The organism is Nonomuraea sp. NPDC047897, from assembly GCF_043204415.1.
Lineage (GTDB): Bacteria > Actinomycetota > Actinomycetes > Streptosporangiales > Streptosporangiaceae > Nonomuraea.
In genome coordinates this window covers 90696-104488 of sequence record NZ_JBIDCC010000009.1, presented here as the reverse complement: position 1 = coordinate 104488, position 13793 = coordinate 90696, and the positions used below count along the sequence as shown (strand labels likewise).

Here is a 13793-nt window from a genome sequence, read left to right as displayed (position 1 = left end):
GTGCCGGATCTCGCCTGCTCACCGGGCTTGGTATCGCTCCCATCCCGAGCCGGGCGGCAAACCCGGACGAAACCCCTCCTGCGCGCATCCGCCCAGGCCGCGGGGGGATCATGCCCCTGACCCGGCACCCGGTAGCCGAACCACTGTTGACCAGGAGGGATAATCGACAACATGCGCCTTTCCGCTCGTGTCGACTACGCCCTCCGTGCCGCCGCCGAACTCGCCGCAGCCGGTGCCGGCCCCACCACCGTGGGCGAGCTCGCCAAGGAGCAGGACATGCCGCCGAAGTACCTGGAGAACATCCTGTTGCAGATGCGCCGCGCCGGTCTCGTGCGCGGCCAGCGCGGGCCGGAGGGCGGCTACGTGCTGGCCAGGCCGGCCGGGGAGATCTCCCTGGCCGACGTGATCAGGGCCGTTGACGGGCCCCTGGCCAACGTCCGGGGCGAGCGCCCCGAGCATGTCGGCTACCGCGGCCCAGCGGAGTCGCTGCAGCAGGTGTGGATCGCGTTGCGGGCCACCGAGCGGGCCATCCTGGAGGAGGTCACGCTGGAGCAGGTGGCGAGCGGCGAGCTGCCCGAGCGCGTCCGCCAGCTCGCCGCCGACCCGGCCGCCTGGGACTGACGCTTCTCGACCGGCCCGTACCGAACCGGCCGGCTCAGCCGACGACCAGGGCAGGCCGACATGGGCGGGCGCGGCCGGCTGCCCAGAAGAGGGCCAGCGCGGCCAGCTCGATGACGGCTGCCGCGGCCGGGAGGACGCCGCTGCCGTACATCTCGAGCACGAGCCCGCCGGCGACCCCGCCGGCCGACACGCCGACGTAGACGGCGCTGCTGTTCAGCGCCAGCGCCTGCGGCCCCGCCGGGCCCGCCAGCGCCAGCAGGCGCGTCTGGGCGGGTGGCGGGATCCACCAGGAGACGGCCGCCCACACCAGCAGCAACGGCAGCAGGGCCACGAGCGCCAGGGGCCGCAGCCACCAGCAAGCGATGAAGACGGCCATCACCGCGGTGAACCCGCCGACGCCGGCGAGCAGAGTCGGCCACCATGGACCGCCTGGACGAGCGGCACCGCGCCTGGCTGCGGGCGCTGCCCGGCTGGGACGGCTCCGGCAGCGTGGGCGCGATCATCCGCCGGACGTGGGACTGGCAGCTCCGCGAGGAGAACCTGCCGATCGCCCGCCTCGTCCTGGAGATCGAGGGACTTGCGGCGGGCGGCCGACTGGTGGGCCACGTGCCCCGGCTGCGGGCCGACCGCGAGCGCGTCGAGACCGCCCTCGACCAGCTCACATCCCTGGTGGACGAGTGGGTCGCCGCCAGTTCCGACCGGCCCGCCGGCTGATCTCCTCCGCCCCGCGGGTCGCGGCGCGGGCAGTTCCTAGACTGGACGCATGCCCGAAGGAGACGCCGTCTACCGCACCGCCGCGCGCCTGCGGGAGGCACTGGACGGGCGGGTGCTGACGCGCTCCGACTTCCGGGTGCCCCGCCACGCCACCGCCGACCTGACCGGCCGGACCGTCCTGACGACGGTCTCGCGGGGCAAGCACCTGCTGACGCGGGTGGAGGGCGGCCTGACCGTGCACACGCACCTGCGCATGGACGGAAGGTGGCGCGTCACGCCCGCCGGGCGCGGCCCGCGTGGCGGCGCGGGTGACACGGTCCGGCTGGTGCTGGCCAACTCCGAATGGGAGGCGGTGGGCATCAGCCTGGGCATGGTCGACCTGCTGAGGACCGCCGACGAGTCACGCGTCGTGGGCCACCTCGGCCCCGACCTGCTGGGCGCCGACTGGGATCCGGCCGAGGCCGTGCGCCGGCTGCGGGAGGACCCCGCCAGGACGATCGGGGAGGCGCTGCTCGACCAGCGCAACCTGGCCGGGATCGGCACCATCTATCGCGCCGAGACGCTGTTTCTGCGCGGCGTCTGGCCGTGGCGCGCGGTCGGGGACATCGCGGACGTGGAAGGGATCGTGACGCTGGCGCACCGGCTGCTGGACGCCAACAAGGCCCGCGCGGGCACCGTGACCACGGGAGACCGCCGTCCGGCCGCGCAGACCTGGGTCTACGGCAGGGCAGGCCGGCCGTGTCGCCGATGCGGGGCGCGCATCAGGCGAGGGGAGATGGGGGCGCAGGCACAGGAACGGCTGGTCCTGTGGTGCCCGGGCTGCCAACCGCCTTAGGCAGCCACCATGTCCTTGACCTCGGGGAAGACCGTGTCGGAAATCGAGCCCGGCACCGACTCGGCCAGCGGGAGACGCTCGTGCTCCGGCACGTCGGCGAGCACGGGAGCGGCCTGCAGCTCTGCCAGCGCGAACTGGTCGGAGACCTCGCGCAGCACCTGCGAGAGCGGCACCCCGAGAGCACCACAGATGGATGCCAGCAACTCGGAGGACGCCTCCTTCTGGCCACGCTCCACCTCGGACAGGTAACCGAGTGAGACACGCGCCAACGTGGACACCTCACGGAGAGTGCGCCCCTGCCGCACGCGCAACCGCCTCAGCACGTCACCGAGCAGCTGACGCAGCAAAATCATCTGTCGCTCCCTCCCCGGCGTGGATGTCTTCACCACGCCCCGCGCGATCGGGTCGTGCCGCCCGTCCTTCTTCTTGGCTTCGTACATGCTCCTCGCCGTCATCATCGGGCGCCGCCGCCCATGGTCCGCAACACGTGGCTCGTCGCGCGACACATCAGGCCCGCCTGCCGGGCGCTCGCTGCTTGCAGTTGGCTCACGGACCTCACTCACAGCTCCACCGTACCCGCATCCACCGACACCGCGTCAGACCGTGCCTGGCATGTTCGCTCGGGACGTAACACGGTAATCACCCGGAATGTTCCCTCTTATTCGTCTTGAGCACACGTGTCAGGAGATCGACTGCCTCGTCCACCGTCTTTACCCGGATACGTTCACGCGACCCCTGAAGTCTCAGATCGCGGGACCATATTTCCCCGCCGGGACCGCTCACCGCGACGTGCACGGTGCCCACCGGCCGGCCGTCCTGCGGCTCCGGCCCCGCCACCCCCGTCACGGCGAGCCCGTACGTCGCCTCGCACAGCCGCGCCACGCCCGCCGCCATCGCCGCCGCGACCTGCGGGTGCACCGCCCCCTCACGCCGCAGCAGCTCGTCGGGCACGGCCAGCAGCGCGTGCTTGAGGTCCGTGGCGTAGGAGATCACCCCGCCCCGGAACGCCTTCGACGCTCCCGGCACCGAGGTGAACGTCGCGCCGATCAGCCCGCCCGTCAACGACTCGGCCACGGCCACCGTCGCCGACCGTCCGACCAGCAAGGAGATCGCCTCATCCGCTGCCGCCATGCCGTTGCCTCCCCTGGTGCCGGACATGTGTGGGATGTGTCCTACTCCCCGCGCGCCCGCCGTGCCACCTGGCGCAGCTTGACGGCGCGCACCACGTAGTCGACGCCCGTGGCCACGGTCACCACGAGGGCGGCGCCCATCACGGTCCAGCTGAGCGGGTCGTAGCCCACCGGAAGGATGTAGAGGACGATGGCCGCGATCTGCAGCACCGTCTTGACCTTGCCGCCATAGCTGGCGGGGATGACGGCCCTCCGGATCAGCACGAACCGCAGCACCGTGATGCCCAGCTCACGGCCCAGGATCACCAGCGTCACCCACCACGGCAGCTCGCCGAGGACCGACAGCGACACCAGGGCCGCGCCGGTGAGCGCCTTGTCGGCGATCGGGTCGGCGATCTTGCCGAAGTCGGTGATGAGCCCGTAGCGCCGGGCCAGCTCACCGTCGAGATGGTCGGTGATCGACGCCACCGCGAACACCGCCAGCGCGCCCAGACGCCAGCCCGTGCCCGGCAGGAAGAGGCACACGACGAAGAAGGGGACGAGCGCCAACCGGAGAACCGTGAGGATGTTGGCGATGTTCCACGGGCTCACCACGCGGCGCTCGTCCCTGGTCATGGACCGGCCTTGATGCGCGCGATCAGGTCGACCCCCTCGGCGTCGACCACGACCGCGCGCACGATCTGGCCCCGCACCAGGCCGATGCCCTGGACCGTGACGGACCCGTCGACCTCGGGACCCTGGTGGGCGGCCCGCCCCTCGTAGCCGCCGTCGCCCAGGTCGTCGTCGATGAGCACGTCCACCTCGGTGCCGATGCGCTCCTCGGCCCGCTGCGCGGTGAGCTCCTCGGCCAGCTCCGTCAGGACGCGCACGCGCTCGTCGACCACCTCCTGGTCGAGCTTGCCGGTGAAGCCGGCCGCCTCGGTGCCGTCCTCGTCGGAGTAGCCGAACACGCCGATCACGTCGAGCCTGGCCTGCTCCAGGAAGCCGACAAGCTCGCCGAACTCCTCCTCGGTCTCCCCGGGGAAGCCCACGATGAAGTTGGAGCGCACCCCCGCCTCGGGGGCGCGCTCGCGGATCGACTCCAGCAGCCCGAGGAAGCGCCGCGGGTCGCCGAAACGGCGCATCCTGCGCAGCACGGTGCCGCTGGCGTGCTGGAAGGACAGGTCGAAGTAGGGGACGACGCCCTCGGTGCCCGCGATCACGTCGATCAGCCCGGGCCGCAGCTCGGCCGGCTGGAGGTAGCTGACCCGTACCCGCTCGATGCCGTCGACCCCGGCCAGCCGGGGCAGCAGCTTCTCCAGCGCCCTGAGGTCGCCGAGATCCTTGCCGTAGGAGGTGGAGTTCTCGCTCACCAGGACCAGCTCGCGGACGCCGCGGTGGGCCAGCCAGTCGGCCTCGGCCACCAGCTCGTCGGGGTCGCGTGAGACGTAGGCGCCGCGGAAGGCCGGGATGGCGCAGAACGTGCAGCGGCGGTCGCAGCCGGAGGCCAGCTTGAGCGAGGCCACGGGACTCTCGTCGAGCCGCTTGCGCAGCACGCGCGGGCCGCTCGCGGGCGCGAGGCCGGCGGGCAGATCGGCGGGCAGATCACCGTGGCCGGGGATGGCCGTCTTGGGGACGCTGGCACGATCCACCGGCGAGATGGGCAGCAGGGTGCGGCGGTCACGTGGCGTGTGCGGCACGAGCGGCCGGCCCGCGAGCACGTCGTCGAGACGGCCCCCGATCTCGGCGTAGTCGTCGAAGGAGATCACCGCGCTGGCCTCGGGCAGCGCCTCGGCCAGCTCGTTGCCGTAGCGCTCGGCCATGCAGCCGGCGGCGACCACCTTGGCGCCGGAGTCGGCCGCGGCGAGCAGGGTGTCGATGGAGTCCTTCTTCGCCGAGTCGATGAAGCCGCACGTGTTGACGACGACGACGTCGGGGTCGTCGTCGCCGAGCTGCCAACCGGCAGCCTCGAGTCGCGCGGCCAGCTCCTCGGAGTCGACCTCGTTGCGGGCGCAGCCCAGTGTGATCAGCGATGCGGTTCGGCGGGATGACATGGTGAACACTACGGTATCGGGAGTTGGCCACCGCCCGATGCACCGGCTACCGGGCTCGTGACTTGGGCGGCCCGAAGGAGCGCCGCACCGCCTCTCCGCTCGTGCCCGGATGACCGAGGTCCTTACCGTTGACCTGCAGCGTCACGGCGCCGCCGTCGCCGAGAAGCAGATTGATCCGCTTCTTGGCCCGCCAGGTCACGGTCTTGCCCGCCGCCAGCGTGCCGGCGAAGATCCGTCGGCCCTCGGCGTCGCGGACGTCGACGTAGGAGGAGCGCTCGGCGTTGGCCTTGACGACGACCTGGCCCTTGACCGCCGCGGCCGGTCTGCCGCGGCCCGCGCCCTGGGCGGCGGGCGCCGAGGGCGTGACCGACACCTGGACCCCGGCCGAGCGCACCTTCTCCGGCTCGCCGCCCATCACCCGGGCCACCCCGAAGACGACGACGATGGCCAGCGCCACGCCGAGCGCGGTGGTCCAGTTGGGACCGCGCCGCTCGGCCAGCCTGATCCGGCGGTCGGCCTGGAACACCGCGGCGGCCCGCACGGGAGCGGGCGCCCCGCCGTGCTGCTCGTCGTAGAGGTGGACCATCGCCTCGGGATCGAGGCCGACGGCCCGGGCGAGCGCCTTGACGTGCCCGCGTTCGTAGAAGTCGCCCCCGCACTGCGAGAAGTCGTCACGCTCGATCGCGTAGATGATGGCCTCGCGGATGCGGGTGGCGGCGCTCAGCTGCGCGACCGTCATCCCCGCCACCGCCCTGGCCGCCGCCAGCCTGGCCCCTATGCTCTGCTCCTCCACGACACGCGCCTCCCAGCCCCCGACGATGCGTAGTTAGTCATATTCAACCAGTAATCATCGGGCAGGGGTGCATCGGGGTCATTCGCCACGCAAGTCGGCCAGCAGAGCAGCCAGGTCGTCGGGCTTCACGAGCACCTCGCGGGCCTTGGACCCCTCGCTGGGGCCGACCACCTCGCGACTCTCCAGCAGGTCCATCAGCCGCCCCGCCTTGGCGAAGCCGACCCGCAGCTTGCGCTGCAGCATCGAGGTGGAGCCGAACTGGGTCGTCACGATCAGCTCGGCCGCCTGGACGAGCAGGTCGAGGTCGTCGCCGATGTCCTCGTCGATCTCCCGCTTGGTGGTGGCCGCCGCCGTCACATCGGGCCGGTACTCGGCCTGCATCTGCGTCTTGCAGTGCGTGACGATCTCGGTGATCTCCTTCTCCGAGACGAACGCGTTCTGGATGCGGATGGGCTTGCTGGCGCCCATCGGCAGGAACAGCGCGTCGCCCTGGCCGACCAGCTTGTCGGCGCCGGGCTGGTCGAGGATGACCCGCGAGTCGGTGAGCGAGGAGACGGCGAACGCCAGCCGGGACGGCACGTTGGCCTTGATGAGCCCGGTGACGACGTCCACGCTGGGCCGCTGGGTGGCGATGACGAGGTGGATGCCGGCGGCGCGGGCGAGCTGCGTGATGCGCACGATCGAGTCCTCGACGTCGCGCGGCGCGACCATCATGAGGTCGGCCAGCTCGTCCACGATCACGAGCAGGTACGGGTAGGGCTGGTAGACCCGCTCGCTGCCCGGCGGCGGCTGGAGCTTGCCGGCCCGCACGGCCTTGTTGAACTCGTCGACGTGCCTGAACCCGCTGGCCGCCAGGTCGTCGTAGCGGCGGTCCATCTCGCCCACCACCCATTCGAGGGCCTCGGCCGCCTTCTTGGGGTTGGTGATGATGGGGGTGATCAGGTGCGGGATGCCCTCGTAGACCGACAGCTCCACGCGTTTGGGGTCGACCAGGACCATCCGCACCTCGTCGGGCGTGGCCCGCATGAGGATCGAGGTGATGAGGCCGTTGACGCAGACCGACTTGCCCGCGCCCGTCGCGCCCGCGATGAGCAGGTGGGGCATCTTGGCGAGGTTGGCGACGATGGTGCGGCCCTCGACGTCCTTGCCGAGCCCCACGATCATCGGGTGGTGGTCGGCCTGCGCGACCTGCGCCCGCAGCACGTCGCCCAGCGCCACGAGGTCCTTGTCGGCGTTGGGGATCTCCACGCCGATGGCCGACTTGCCGGGGATCGGCGACAGGATGCGCACGTCGGCGGACTTGACGGCGTAGGCGATGTTCTTGGTGAGGGCCGTGACCTTCTCCACCTTGACCGCCGGGCCGAGCTCGATCTCGTAGCGGGTCACGGTCGGTCCGCGGGTGAACCCGATCACCTGGGCGTCGATGGCGAACTGCTCCAGCACGCTGGTCAGCGCGTTGACCACGACCGTGTTGGCCTTGGTCTGCGGCTTGGGCGCGCTGCCGGGCTTGAGCAGCTGCAGGTCGGGCAGGCTGTAGGGGCCCGCCTGCGGCGACAGCACGAGCTGCTCGACCTTGCGGGGCGCGGGCGTCGGCTCGGGCGGCTCCGGGGTCTCCACCCTGCGCTGCGCCGGCGCGGGAGGCTGCGGCTCCGGCTCCCCCTCGACGAGGCCGGGCACGATCTCCGGCGAGTGCCCGTCGCGCTTGTCCTGGTCGGCCAGCACCGGCGTGTCGTACGGCTTGACCAGGTCGCCCGGCTCCGGATCGGACTGCTTCTTCGGCCGGGACCGCTTCCTGGCCGGCTGCTGCCCCGACTCGCCCCCGGGCGCGTGCCGTTCGAAGAGCATGTGCCTGAGCTCGGCCAGCCGTTCGGGGATCCGGTGCACCGGCGTCGCGGTGATCACCAGCACGCCGAACCCGGACAGCAGGAGCAGCAGCGGGATCGTGATCCACGACGGCAGGATGCTCATCGGCGGCGCCGAGACGATGAACCCGACCAGGCCGCCCGCCTGCGACACCCGGTCCATGCCGTCGTTGGCGGTGCCGGCGGGGTTGGGGTAGGGCACGTCGTTGGCCACGTGGATCACGCCGAGCACGCCGACGAGCAGCGCGCTCCAGCCGATCGACATGCGGCCGGTGTCGGCGTTCTGGTCGGGGTGGCGCAGGTAGCGCCAGGCCAGCAGCCCGAGCAGCAGCGGCAGCGCCCACGCCAGCGAGCCGAACACGCCGCGCACCACGGTGTTGACCACGGTGGCGACGGCGCCTTCGGAGGCGCGCCAGGTCATCGCGGCCAGCACGATCGCGCCGGCGAGCACGGTCAGGCCCACGCCGTCGCGCCGGTGGGCGGGGTCGAGCTCGCGGGCGTTCTTGCCGAGCGCCCGCGCCATGCTGCCGACGCCGCCGGCGAGCAGCATCCACAGCCCCACGACCAGCTTGCCGATCATGGTGAACACCCAGCTGATCGGGTCCTGGTGGGTCAGGCCGGGCTTGCGGGACGTCGTGGAGCCCCTGGCCGGCCCCTTGGCCCTCGGGCGCGCCGGTGACGCGGATCCCCGCCTGGCGGAGGTCGTGCGAGACGAGGCCGACCGCTTCGCCGGCCCCTTCGGTGCGCTTTTCGGCGTACGGGTGGCCATGATGCCAAAGGTACGTCGGAGACACGACGGACGCACTCAGGCTCGCCGGTGTCGTCGCCGATATCGTCGCCCCGTGCCGTCACCCGTGCCGTCACCCGTGCCGCCGCCGGTGCCGCCACCGGCGTCGTCAGCCGTTCGTGGCCGGCGTCGCGAGACCGGGGGCTCCAGCTCGGCTCTTCTCGGCAACCAGGGGGTGCCGCGCGGTCACGTTCTGCCACCCTGAGAGTAACCGCAGTACGACGCCGAGTGATGTTTCTAGGACGCACAGTGGATCCGACCCGCGTGTCGAGCAGGGCCTTCGACGGCACCCCGCACGCTCCGGCCGCCGCCCGGAGGTTCGTCCGCCGGGTGCTGGCCGACTGGCGCCTCGGCCACCTGGCCGACGACGCCGTGCTGCTGACCAGCGAGCTCGTCACCAACGCGGTGGTGCACGCGGGCACCGCCGTCGAGCTGACCTGCCGTCTCGTCCCGCACGCCGATCCGCCCGCGCTGGAGATCGAGGTCGGCGACCGGCGTCCGGCGCTGACGGTCGCCGAGCCCGGGCGCGGCCTCACCCTGGCGGGCATGCTCGCCGACGGCTGGGGCGTGACCTACAGCGGCACCCGCAAGCGGGTGTGGGTGCGCCTGGAGCTGCCCGACGACGTGGACGCCGCGGAGCCGGAGCCGGCCGCGCCGCTGGAGACGCTGCACGTGGGCGTCGTCGTGGCGGGGCCGGACGGGCGGGTGCTCTCCTGGAGCCCGGAGGCGCGGGCCCTGCTCGGCTGGCCGCCGGAGCAGGTGACGGGCCGCCCCCTGTCCGGTCTCCTGGCCCGCGAGCGCACCGCTCTCCCGGCCCGCGAGGTCGCCGGCCGGCCGGCCCGCGACGGCACCGGGTCCCTCTCCCCCGCACCGGACGGCCCGCCGCCGGTCGAGGCGTTCGCGGGCGGGCCGTCCGCCCTCGACCCGTCGCGGCTGGGGCGCTGGCGCGGCGAGGCGTGGATGCGGCACGCCGACGGCCGTTCGGTGCCGGTCTACGTATCGCACGTGCGCGCCCGCAAGGGCTGCTCGGTCTGGATGGTGGTGCCCCAGGAGCACCGTTACGTCCTCTCCACCCCGGCGGCGCCGCTCCGCCGCGAGACGGCCGGCCGGATCAAGGAGGTCCTCGGTCACGATCGTCCCCTCGCGGAGCTGCTCGACACCGTCGCCCAGATCGTCCACGCCGCCGGCGGGGGCGACGCCTCCTACGTTCTGTTGCGCGACGGCGACAACCGCTTGCCAACGGACGCGAGGGGCGGCGCCGGGCCCGAGGCCGACGGGCGCGGGCCGGACCGGAAGGGATCCCGGGCCGGGCAGGGCGGCAGGGGGTTCGGGGTGGCGGCGGGGGCCGGGGCGACGGCCGGGCTGGTCGGCGTGCTCAGCACCGGGGTGTTCGGCACCGATCACCGCTCGCCGGTGGTCGTGGGCGACGTGCTGGCGGTGGACGTGGAGCTGGCGCAGCGGTTGCGGGCCAGATCGCTGGCGGGTGCCCCGCTCGTGGTGGCGGAGGAGGTGATCGGCCACCTGGTGGTGACGGCGGCGGAGCCGTTCCGGTTCGACGACGAGCTGGCGGAGGTGCTGGGACACATCGCCGGCCAGGTGGCCGCGACCGTGCACCGGGAGCGGGCGGCCGAGCGGGAGCGGGCCCGGCACGGGCGGCTGTCGTTCCTCGCGGAGGCCGGCGAGCTGCTGGCGGGCGCGCGTGACGAGGAGGTGATCGCCGCCCTGACCGCCCAGCTCGTGGTACCCAAGATCGCCACCTGGGCGGCGGTCTACCTCACCGACCTCGCGGGCATGACCCGGCTCGCCCACGTCTGGCACAGCGACGAGCGGCTCAACGCCGACCTGCGCCACTCCCTCCCGGCCATCCCGGCCGCCCGCCCGGTCTCGTCCGGCACGACCGCGCCCGGCCGCGAGCAGGCCCCCGGCTCCGGCGGGCAGGGGGCGGCGTGGCCGATCGGGCAGGAGACCGTGCTGTCGTTCCCGCTGCTGACGCAGGGCCGGTCCTACGGGGCGCTGGTGATCGGCAGGGTGGAGCCCACCCTGCCGCTGGAGCTGGCCGGCCTGCTGACCGACCTGTGCCGCCTGGTGGCGCTCAACCTGCACACGGCGATGCTGTACGCGCGCCAGGCCACCACGTCGCGGGCGTTGCAGCGCGGCCTGCTGCCGGGGGGCGTGGCGAGCATGCCGGGGGTGGAGTCGGCGGTCGTCTACCAGCCGGCCGAGGAGGGCGCCGACGTGGGCGGCGACTTCTACGACCTGTTCGTGGTGGGCGACCACTGGTGCTTCGCGCTGGGCGACGTGTGCGGTTCGGGGCCGGAGGCCGCGGCGGCGACGGGGCTGGCCCGTCACGCCGTGCGGCTGCTGGCCAAGGAGCGCTACACGGTGGCCGACATCCTGCACCGGCTCAACCGGACGCTGCTGGAGGACGGCGAGGAGGGCCGGTTCCTGAGCCTGCTGTGCGGCGAGCTGGCGCCGCTGCCGCACGGCGGGGCGCTGTGCACGGTGGCGTGTGCCGGGCATCCGCCGCCGTTGCTGCTGCGGGCCGACGGCACGGTGCGGGCGGTGGCGACGCCGCAGTTGCTGCTCGGTATCGAACAGGACGTGCGGTTCTTCGCCGAGACGTTCGAGCTGGCGCCCGGCGAGGTGCTGCTGTGCGTCACCGACGGGGTGACGGAACGCCGCTCGGGAGGCCTGCTGCTGGACGACGACGACGGCCTGGCGCGGCTGCTGGCGGGATGCGCGGGGCTGAGCGCCCACGCCGTCGCCGAACGGGTGCGGCAGGCGGTCGAGGAGTTCGCCGCCGAGCCGTCGCGGGACGACGTGGCGCTGCTGGTGCTGAAGGCGACGGCCCTGACGGCGGCGCGGGCGGGCGCCGCGCCGGCCGACCCGCCGCCGAACGGCGGCGGTCAGGCGGGGAATCGGTAGGTGGTGGTGGAGGTGTAGCGCTCGCCCGGGCGCAGCACCGTGGACGGGAAGTGCGGCTGGTTGGGCGAGTCGGGGAAGTGCTGGGTCTCCAGGCAGAACCCGGCGTGCGGCCCGTACGGCGTGGCGGCGCCGTCGAGCATGCCGCCCGCGTAGAACTGCACGCCCGGCTCGCTGGTGGTGACCTCCATGGTGCGCCCGCTGCCGGGCTCGGTCACCGTGATGCCGCCGTCGAGGACGAAGCAGTGGTCGTAGGCGCCGTCGTAGCGGGCGCCGATGGCGTGCGGCGTGGTGAAGTCGAACGGCGTGCCGCCGACCTCGGCCAGTTCACCGGTCGGGATCTTGTCGTCGTCGACGGGCAGGTAGTGCCCGGCGTCCATCCGCACCACGTGGCCGAGCACGTCGCCGCCGCCGGCGAGGTTGAAGTAGGAGTGGTTGGTCAGGTTGAGCACGGTCGGCGCGTCGGTCTCGGCGGTGTAGTCGAGCCGCAGGGCGTCGCCGTCGAGGGTGTAGGTGACCGTCGCGCGCAGCGTGCCGGGGTAGCCCTGGTCGCCGTCGGGGCTGGTCAGGCTGAGGGTGACGGAGGAGTCGCCGGCGTCCTCGACGGTCCAGGCCTTGCTGTCGAAGCCCTCGACGCCGCCGTGCAGGCTGTTGGGGCCGTTGTTGAGCGGCAGGGTGTAGGTGACGCCGTCGAGGGTGAAGGCGCCGCCGGCGATGCGGTTGCCGTATCTGCCGACGACCGCGCCGAAGTAGCGGCTGCGCGTGCGGTAGTCGTCCAGCGTGTCCAGGCCGAGCACCACGTTCACGCCGGACACCTCCAGCGACTGGAGCACGGCGCCGTAACTGAGCACGGCCGCACGCAGCCGCCCGGAGGACAGCTCGAAGCGCTCGACGCGCTCCCCCGACGGCAACGTTCCGAACATCATGTGCGTGCCTCTCCCGTGGACTCGCGGACGATCAGGGTGGTCTCCAGCATCGTGACACCCGTGGCCGCCTGCGAGTCGACCGACTGCAGCAGCATGTCGACGGCGATGCGCCCGGCGGCGGCGGTGGGCATGGCGACGGTGGTCAGCTTGGGGCGGCTCAACCGGCCGGCCACGATGTCGTCGACGCCGATGACGCTGATGTCGCCCGGCACGTCCACGCCCCGCTCGGCGAGCCCTTCGATGAGGCCGATGGCGACGAGGTCGTTGTAGGCGAGGACGCCGGTCGCGCCGGAGGCGATCACGTCGGCGGCGGCGGCCAGGCCGCCCAGCTCGGTGGGCTGGTTGGGGCCGAGGAAGACGACGTCGACCTCGTGCGTGGCGGCGGCGGCCTCCTGCATCTCCCTGCTGGTCCACGAACCGCTGGGCCCGGTCACCAGGGCGAGCCTGCGGTGGCCGAGCGCGGTGAGGTGGCCGAAGGCGAGCCGGGCGCCGCGCGCCACGTCCATCAGGACCGTGGCCATGCCCTTGACCCTGCGGTTGACCAGGACGAACGGCACCTCCTCGCGGAGCCGTTCGATGGTGCGGTTGGTGAGGCGGGGGCTGCACAGGAGGACGCCGTCGACCTGCTTGGTGAGGGTCTGGATCAGATCTTCCTCGACCTTGGGGTCCTCGTCGGTGTCGGCGACGAAGACGTGGTAGTCGCGCAGCCTGGCCTGCTCCTGCGCGGCCTTGATCAGCGGCGGGAAGAACGGGTTGGAGATGTCGGCGACGATGAGGCCGAGATTGTGGGTGCGGCCGGTGGTGAGCGCCCGGGCGGCCCGGTTGGGGCGGTAGCCGAGGTCGTCGGCGACGGCGAGGACGCGGGTGCGGGTCTCGGGGTTGACCAGGTGGGGCGCGGAGAACGCCCGCGACACCGTGGAGACGTGCACACCGGACGCCCGGGCCACGTCGCGAATCGTCACCGCCACGCTGGGCCTCCTCCGACCATGGCTTGTACTTTAGTGCAAGCGTTTGTATCGCTGTCAACGAACCGGCACGGGGGCCGCGCCCGTCGCGATGCACAGCCTATCCCTCATCAGTTCGGTCATGGATGCCTCATGCCGGACGACCACGGCTTGACGTTGCCGGAACGGAACCTCAATACTTTTTGCAACCGGTTGCCGAACCCGA

The 13793-nt window shown here is 72.7% G+C and carries 13 protein-coding genes; 4 read left to right on the top strand and 9 right to left on the bottom strand.

Annotated features, from left to right (window positions below; all coding sequences use genetic code 11):
- Positions 1-171 precede the first annotated feature (171 nt).
- Positions 172-621: an RrF2 family transcriptional regulator gene (locus ACGF0J_RS21250; protein ID WP_393148276.1), complete on the top strand. Its 450-nt coding sequence runs from the start codon at positions 172-174 to the stop codon at positions 619-621.
- Between the two features lie 34 nt (positions 622-655).
- Here ACGF0J_RS21250 and ACGF0J_RS21245 read toward each other — a convergent pair whose 3' ends face one another.
- Positions 656-997 (bottom strand): hypothetical protein, encoded by a 342-nt coding sequence (locus ACGF0J_RS21245; RefSeq protein ID WP_393148274.1) that lies wholly within the window; start codon positions 995-997, stop codon positions 656-658.
- Positions 998-1041: 44 nt separating this feature from the next.
- Between ACGF0J_RS21245 and ACGF0J_RS21240 the strand changes: the two genes are divergently transcribed.
- Together ACGF0J_RS21240 and ACGF0J_RS21235 are read left to right on the top strand one after the other, a co-directional pair.
- On the top strand, positions 1042-1335 hold the full coding sequence (locus ACGF0J_RS21240; RefSeq protein WP_393148272.1) for a hypothetical protein: 294 nt from the start codon (positions 1042-1044) through the stop codon (positions 1333-1335).
- A 49-nt stretch (positions 1336-1384) separates the two neighbouring features.
- Entirely contained in the window at positions 1385-2170 is a 786-nt protein-coding gene (locus ACGF0J_RS21235; RefSeq protein WP_393148270.1) for a DNA-formamidopyrimidine glycosylase family protein, read from the top strand.
- Here ACGF0J_RS21235 and ACGF0J_RS21230 read toward each other — a convergent pair.
- The 6 genes from ACGF0J_RS21230 to ACGF0J_RS21205 form a co-directional block, all read right to left on the bottom strand.
- Complete coding sequence (locus ACGF0J_RS21230) at positions 2167-2523, bottom strand: helix-turn-helix domain-containing protein (RefSeq protein ID WP_393148268.1); 357 nt, start codon at positions 2521-2523, stop codon at positions 2167-2169. The genes ACGF0J_RS21235 and ACGF0J_RS21230 overlap by 4 nt on opposite strands.
- A 286-nt stretch (positions 2524-2809) precedes the next feature.
- Entirely contained in the window at positions 2810-3301 is a 492-nt protein-coding gene (locus ACGF0J_RS21225; protein WP_393148266.1) for a CinA family protein, read from the bottom strand.
- Between the two features lie 41 nt (positions 3302-3342).
- Entirely contained in the window at positions 3343-3915 is a 573-nt protein-coding gene (gene pgsA, locus ACGF0J_RS21220) for a CDP-diacylglycerol--glycerol-3-phosphate 3-phosphatidyltransferase (protein ID WP_393148264.1), read from the bottom strand.
- Entirely contained in the window at positions 3912-5333 is a 1422-nt protein-coding gene (rimO, locus tag ACGF0J_RS21215) for a 30S ribosomal protein S12 methylthiotransferase RimO (RefSeq protein ID WP_393148262.1), read from the bottom strand. Before rimO ends, pgsA begins: the two co-directional genes overlap by 4 nt.
- A 46-nt stretch (positions 5334-5379) precedes the next feature.
- Positions 5380-6126 carry a helix-turn-helix domain-containing protein gene (locus ACGF0J_RS21210; protein ID WP_393148260.1) on the bottom strand — a complete coding sequence of 249 codons (747 nt, stop codon included), beginning with the start codon at positions 6124-6126 and terminating at the stop codon, positions 5380-5382.
- A gap of 78 nt (positions 6127-6204) precedes the next feature.
- Positions 6205-8757 carry a DNA translocase FtsK gene (locus ACGF0J_RS21205; protein ID WP_393148258.1) on the bottom strand — a complete coding sequence of 851 codons (2553 nt, stop codon included), beginning with the start codon at positions 8755-8757 and terminating at the stop codon, positions 6205-6207.
- A 267-nt stretch (positions 8758-9024) separates the two neighbouring features.
- Here ACGF0J_RS21205 and ACGF0J_RS21200 point away from each other — a divergent pair, with 267 nt between their 5' ends.
- The gene (locus tag ACGF0J_RS21200) at positions 9025-11700 is read left to right on the top strand and encodes a SpoIIE family protein phosphatase (protein WP_393148256.1); all 2676 of its coding nucleotides are present in this window, start codon (positions 9025-9027) and stop codon (positions 11698-11700) included.
- Here ACGF0J_RS21200 and ACGF0J_RS21195 read toward each other — a convergent pair.
- Positions 11682-12623 carry an aldose epimerase family protein gene (locus ACGF0J_RS21195; RefSeq protein ID WP_393148254.1) on the bottom strand — a complete coding sequence of 314 codons (942 nt, stop codon included), beginning with the start codon at positions 12621-12623 and terminating at the stop codon, positions 11682-11684. The two genes, ACGF0J_RS21200 and ACGF0J_RS21195, sit on opposite strands and share 19 nt — an antisense overlap.
- Entirely contained in the window at positions 12620-13591 is a 972-nt protein-coding gene (locus ACGF0J_RS21190) for a LacI family DNA-binding transcriptional regulator (RefSeq protein ID WP_393148252.1), read from the bottom strand. The genes ACGF0J_RS21195 and ACGF0J_RS21190 overlap by 4 nt, the downstream gene beginning before the upstream one ends.
- Positions 13592-13793: the final 202 nt, after the last annotated feature.

Bases quoted from the DNA above. Each gene is read 5' to 3' on its own strand.
- ACGF0J_RS21240 (WP_393148272.1), top strand. From the start codon at position 1,042: ATGGACCGCCTGGACGAGCGGCACCGCGCCTGGCTGCGGGCGCTGCCC.
- ACGF0J_RS21205 (WP_393148258.1), bottom strand. From the start codon at position 8,757: ATGGCCACCCGTACGCCGAAAAGCGCACCGAAGGGGCCGGCGAAGCGG.
- ACGF0J_RS21235 (WP_393148270.1), top strand. From the start codon at position 1,385: ATGCCCGAAGGAGACGCCGTCTACCGCACCGCCGCGCGCCTGCGGGAG.
- ACGF0J_RS21245 (WP_393148274.1), bottom strand. From the start codon at position 997: ATGGCCGTCTTCATCGCTTGCTGGTGGCTGCGGCCCCTGGCGCTCGTG.
- ACGF0J_RS21230 (WP_393148268.1), bottom strand. From the start codon at position 2,523: ATGATTTTGCTGCGTCAGCTGCTCGGTGACGTGCTGAGGCGGTTGCGC.
- ACGF0J_RS21195 (WP_393148254.1), bottom strand. From the start codon at position 12,623: ATGATGTTCGGAACGTTGCCGTCGGGGGAGCGCGTCGAGCGCTTCGAG.
- pgsA (WP_393148264.1), bottom strand. From the start codon at position 3,915: ATGACCAGGGACGAGCGCCGCGTGGTGAGCCCGTGGAACATCGCCAAC.
- rimO (WP_393148262.1), bottom strand. From the start codon at position 5,333: ATGTCATCCCGCCGAACCGCATCGCTGATCACACTGGGCTGCGCCCGC.
- ACGF0J_RS21250 (WP_393148276.1), top strand. From the start codon at position 172: ATGCGCCTTTCCGCTCGTGTCGACTACGCCCTCCGTGCCGCCGCCGAA.
- ACGF0J_RS21225 (WP_393148266.1), bottom strand. From the start codon at position 3,301: ATGGCGGCAGCGGATGAGGCGATCTCCTTGCTGGTCGGACGGTCGGCG.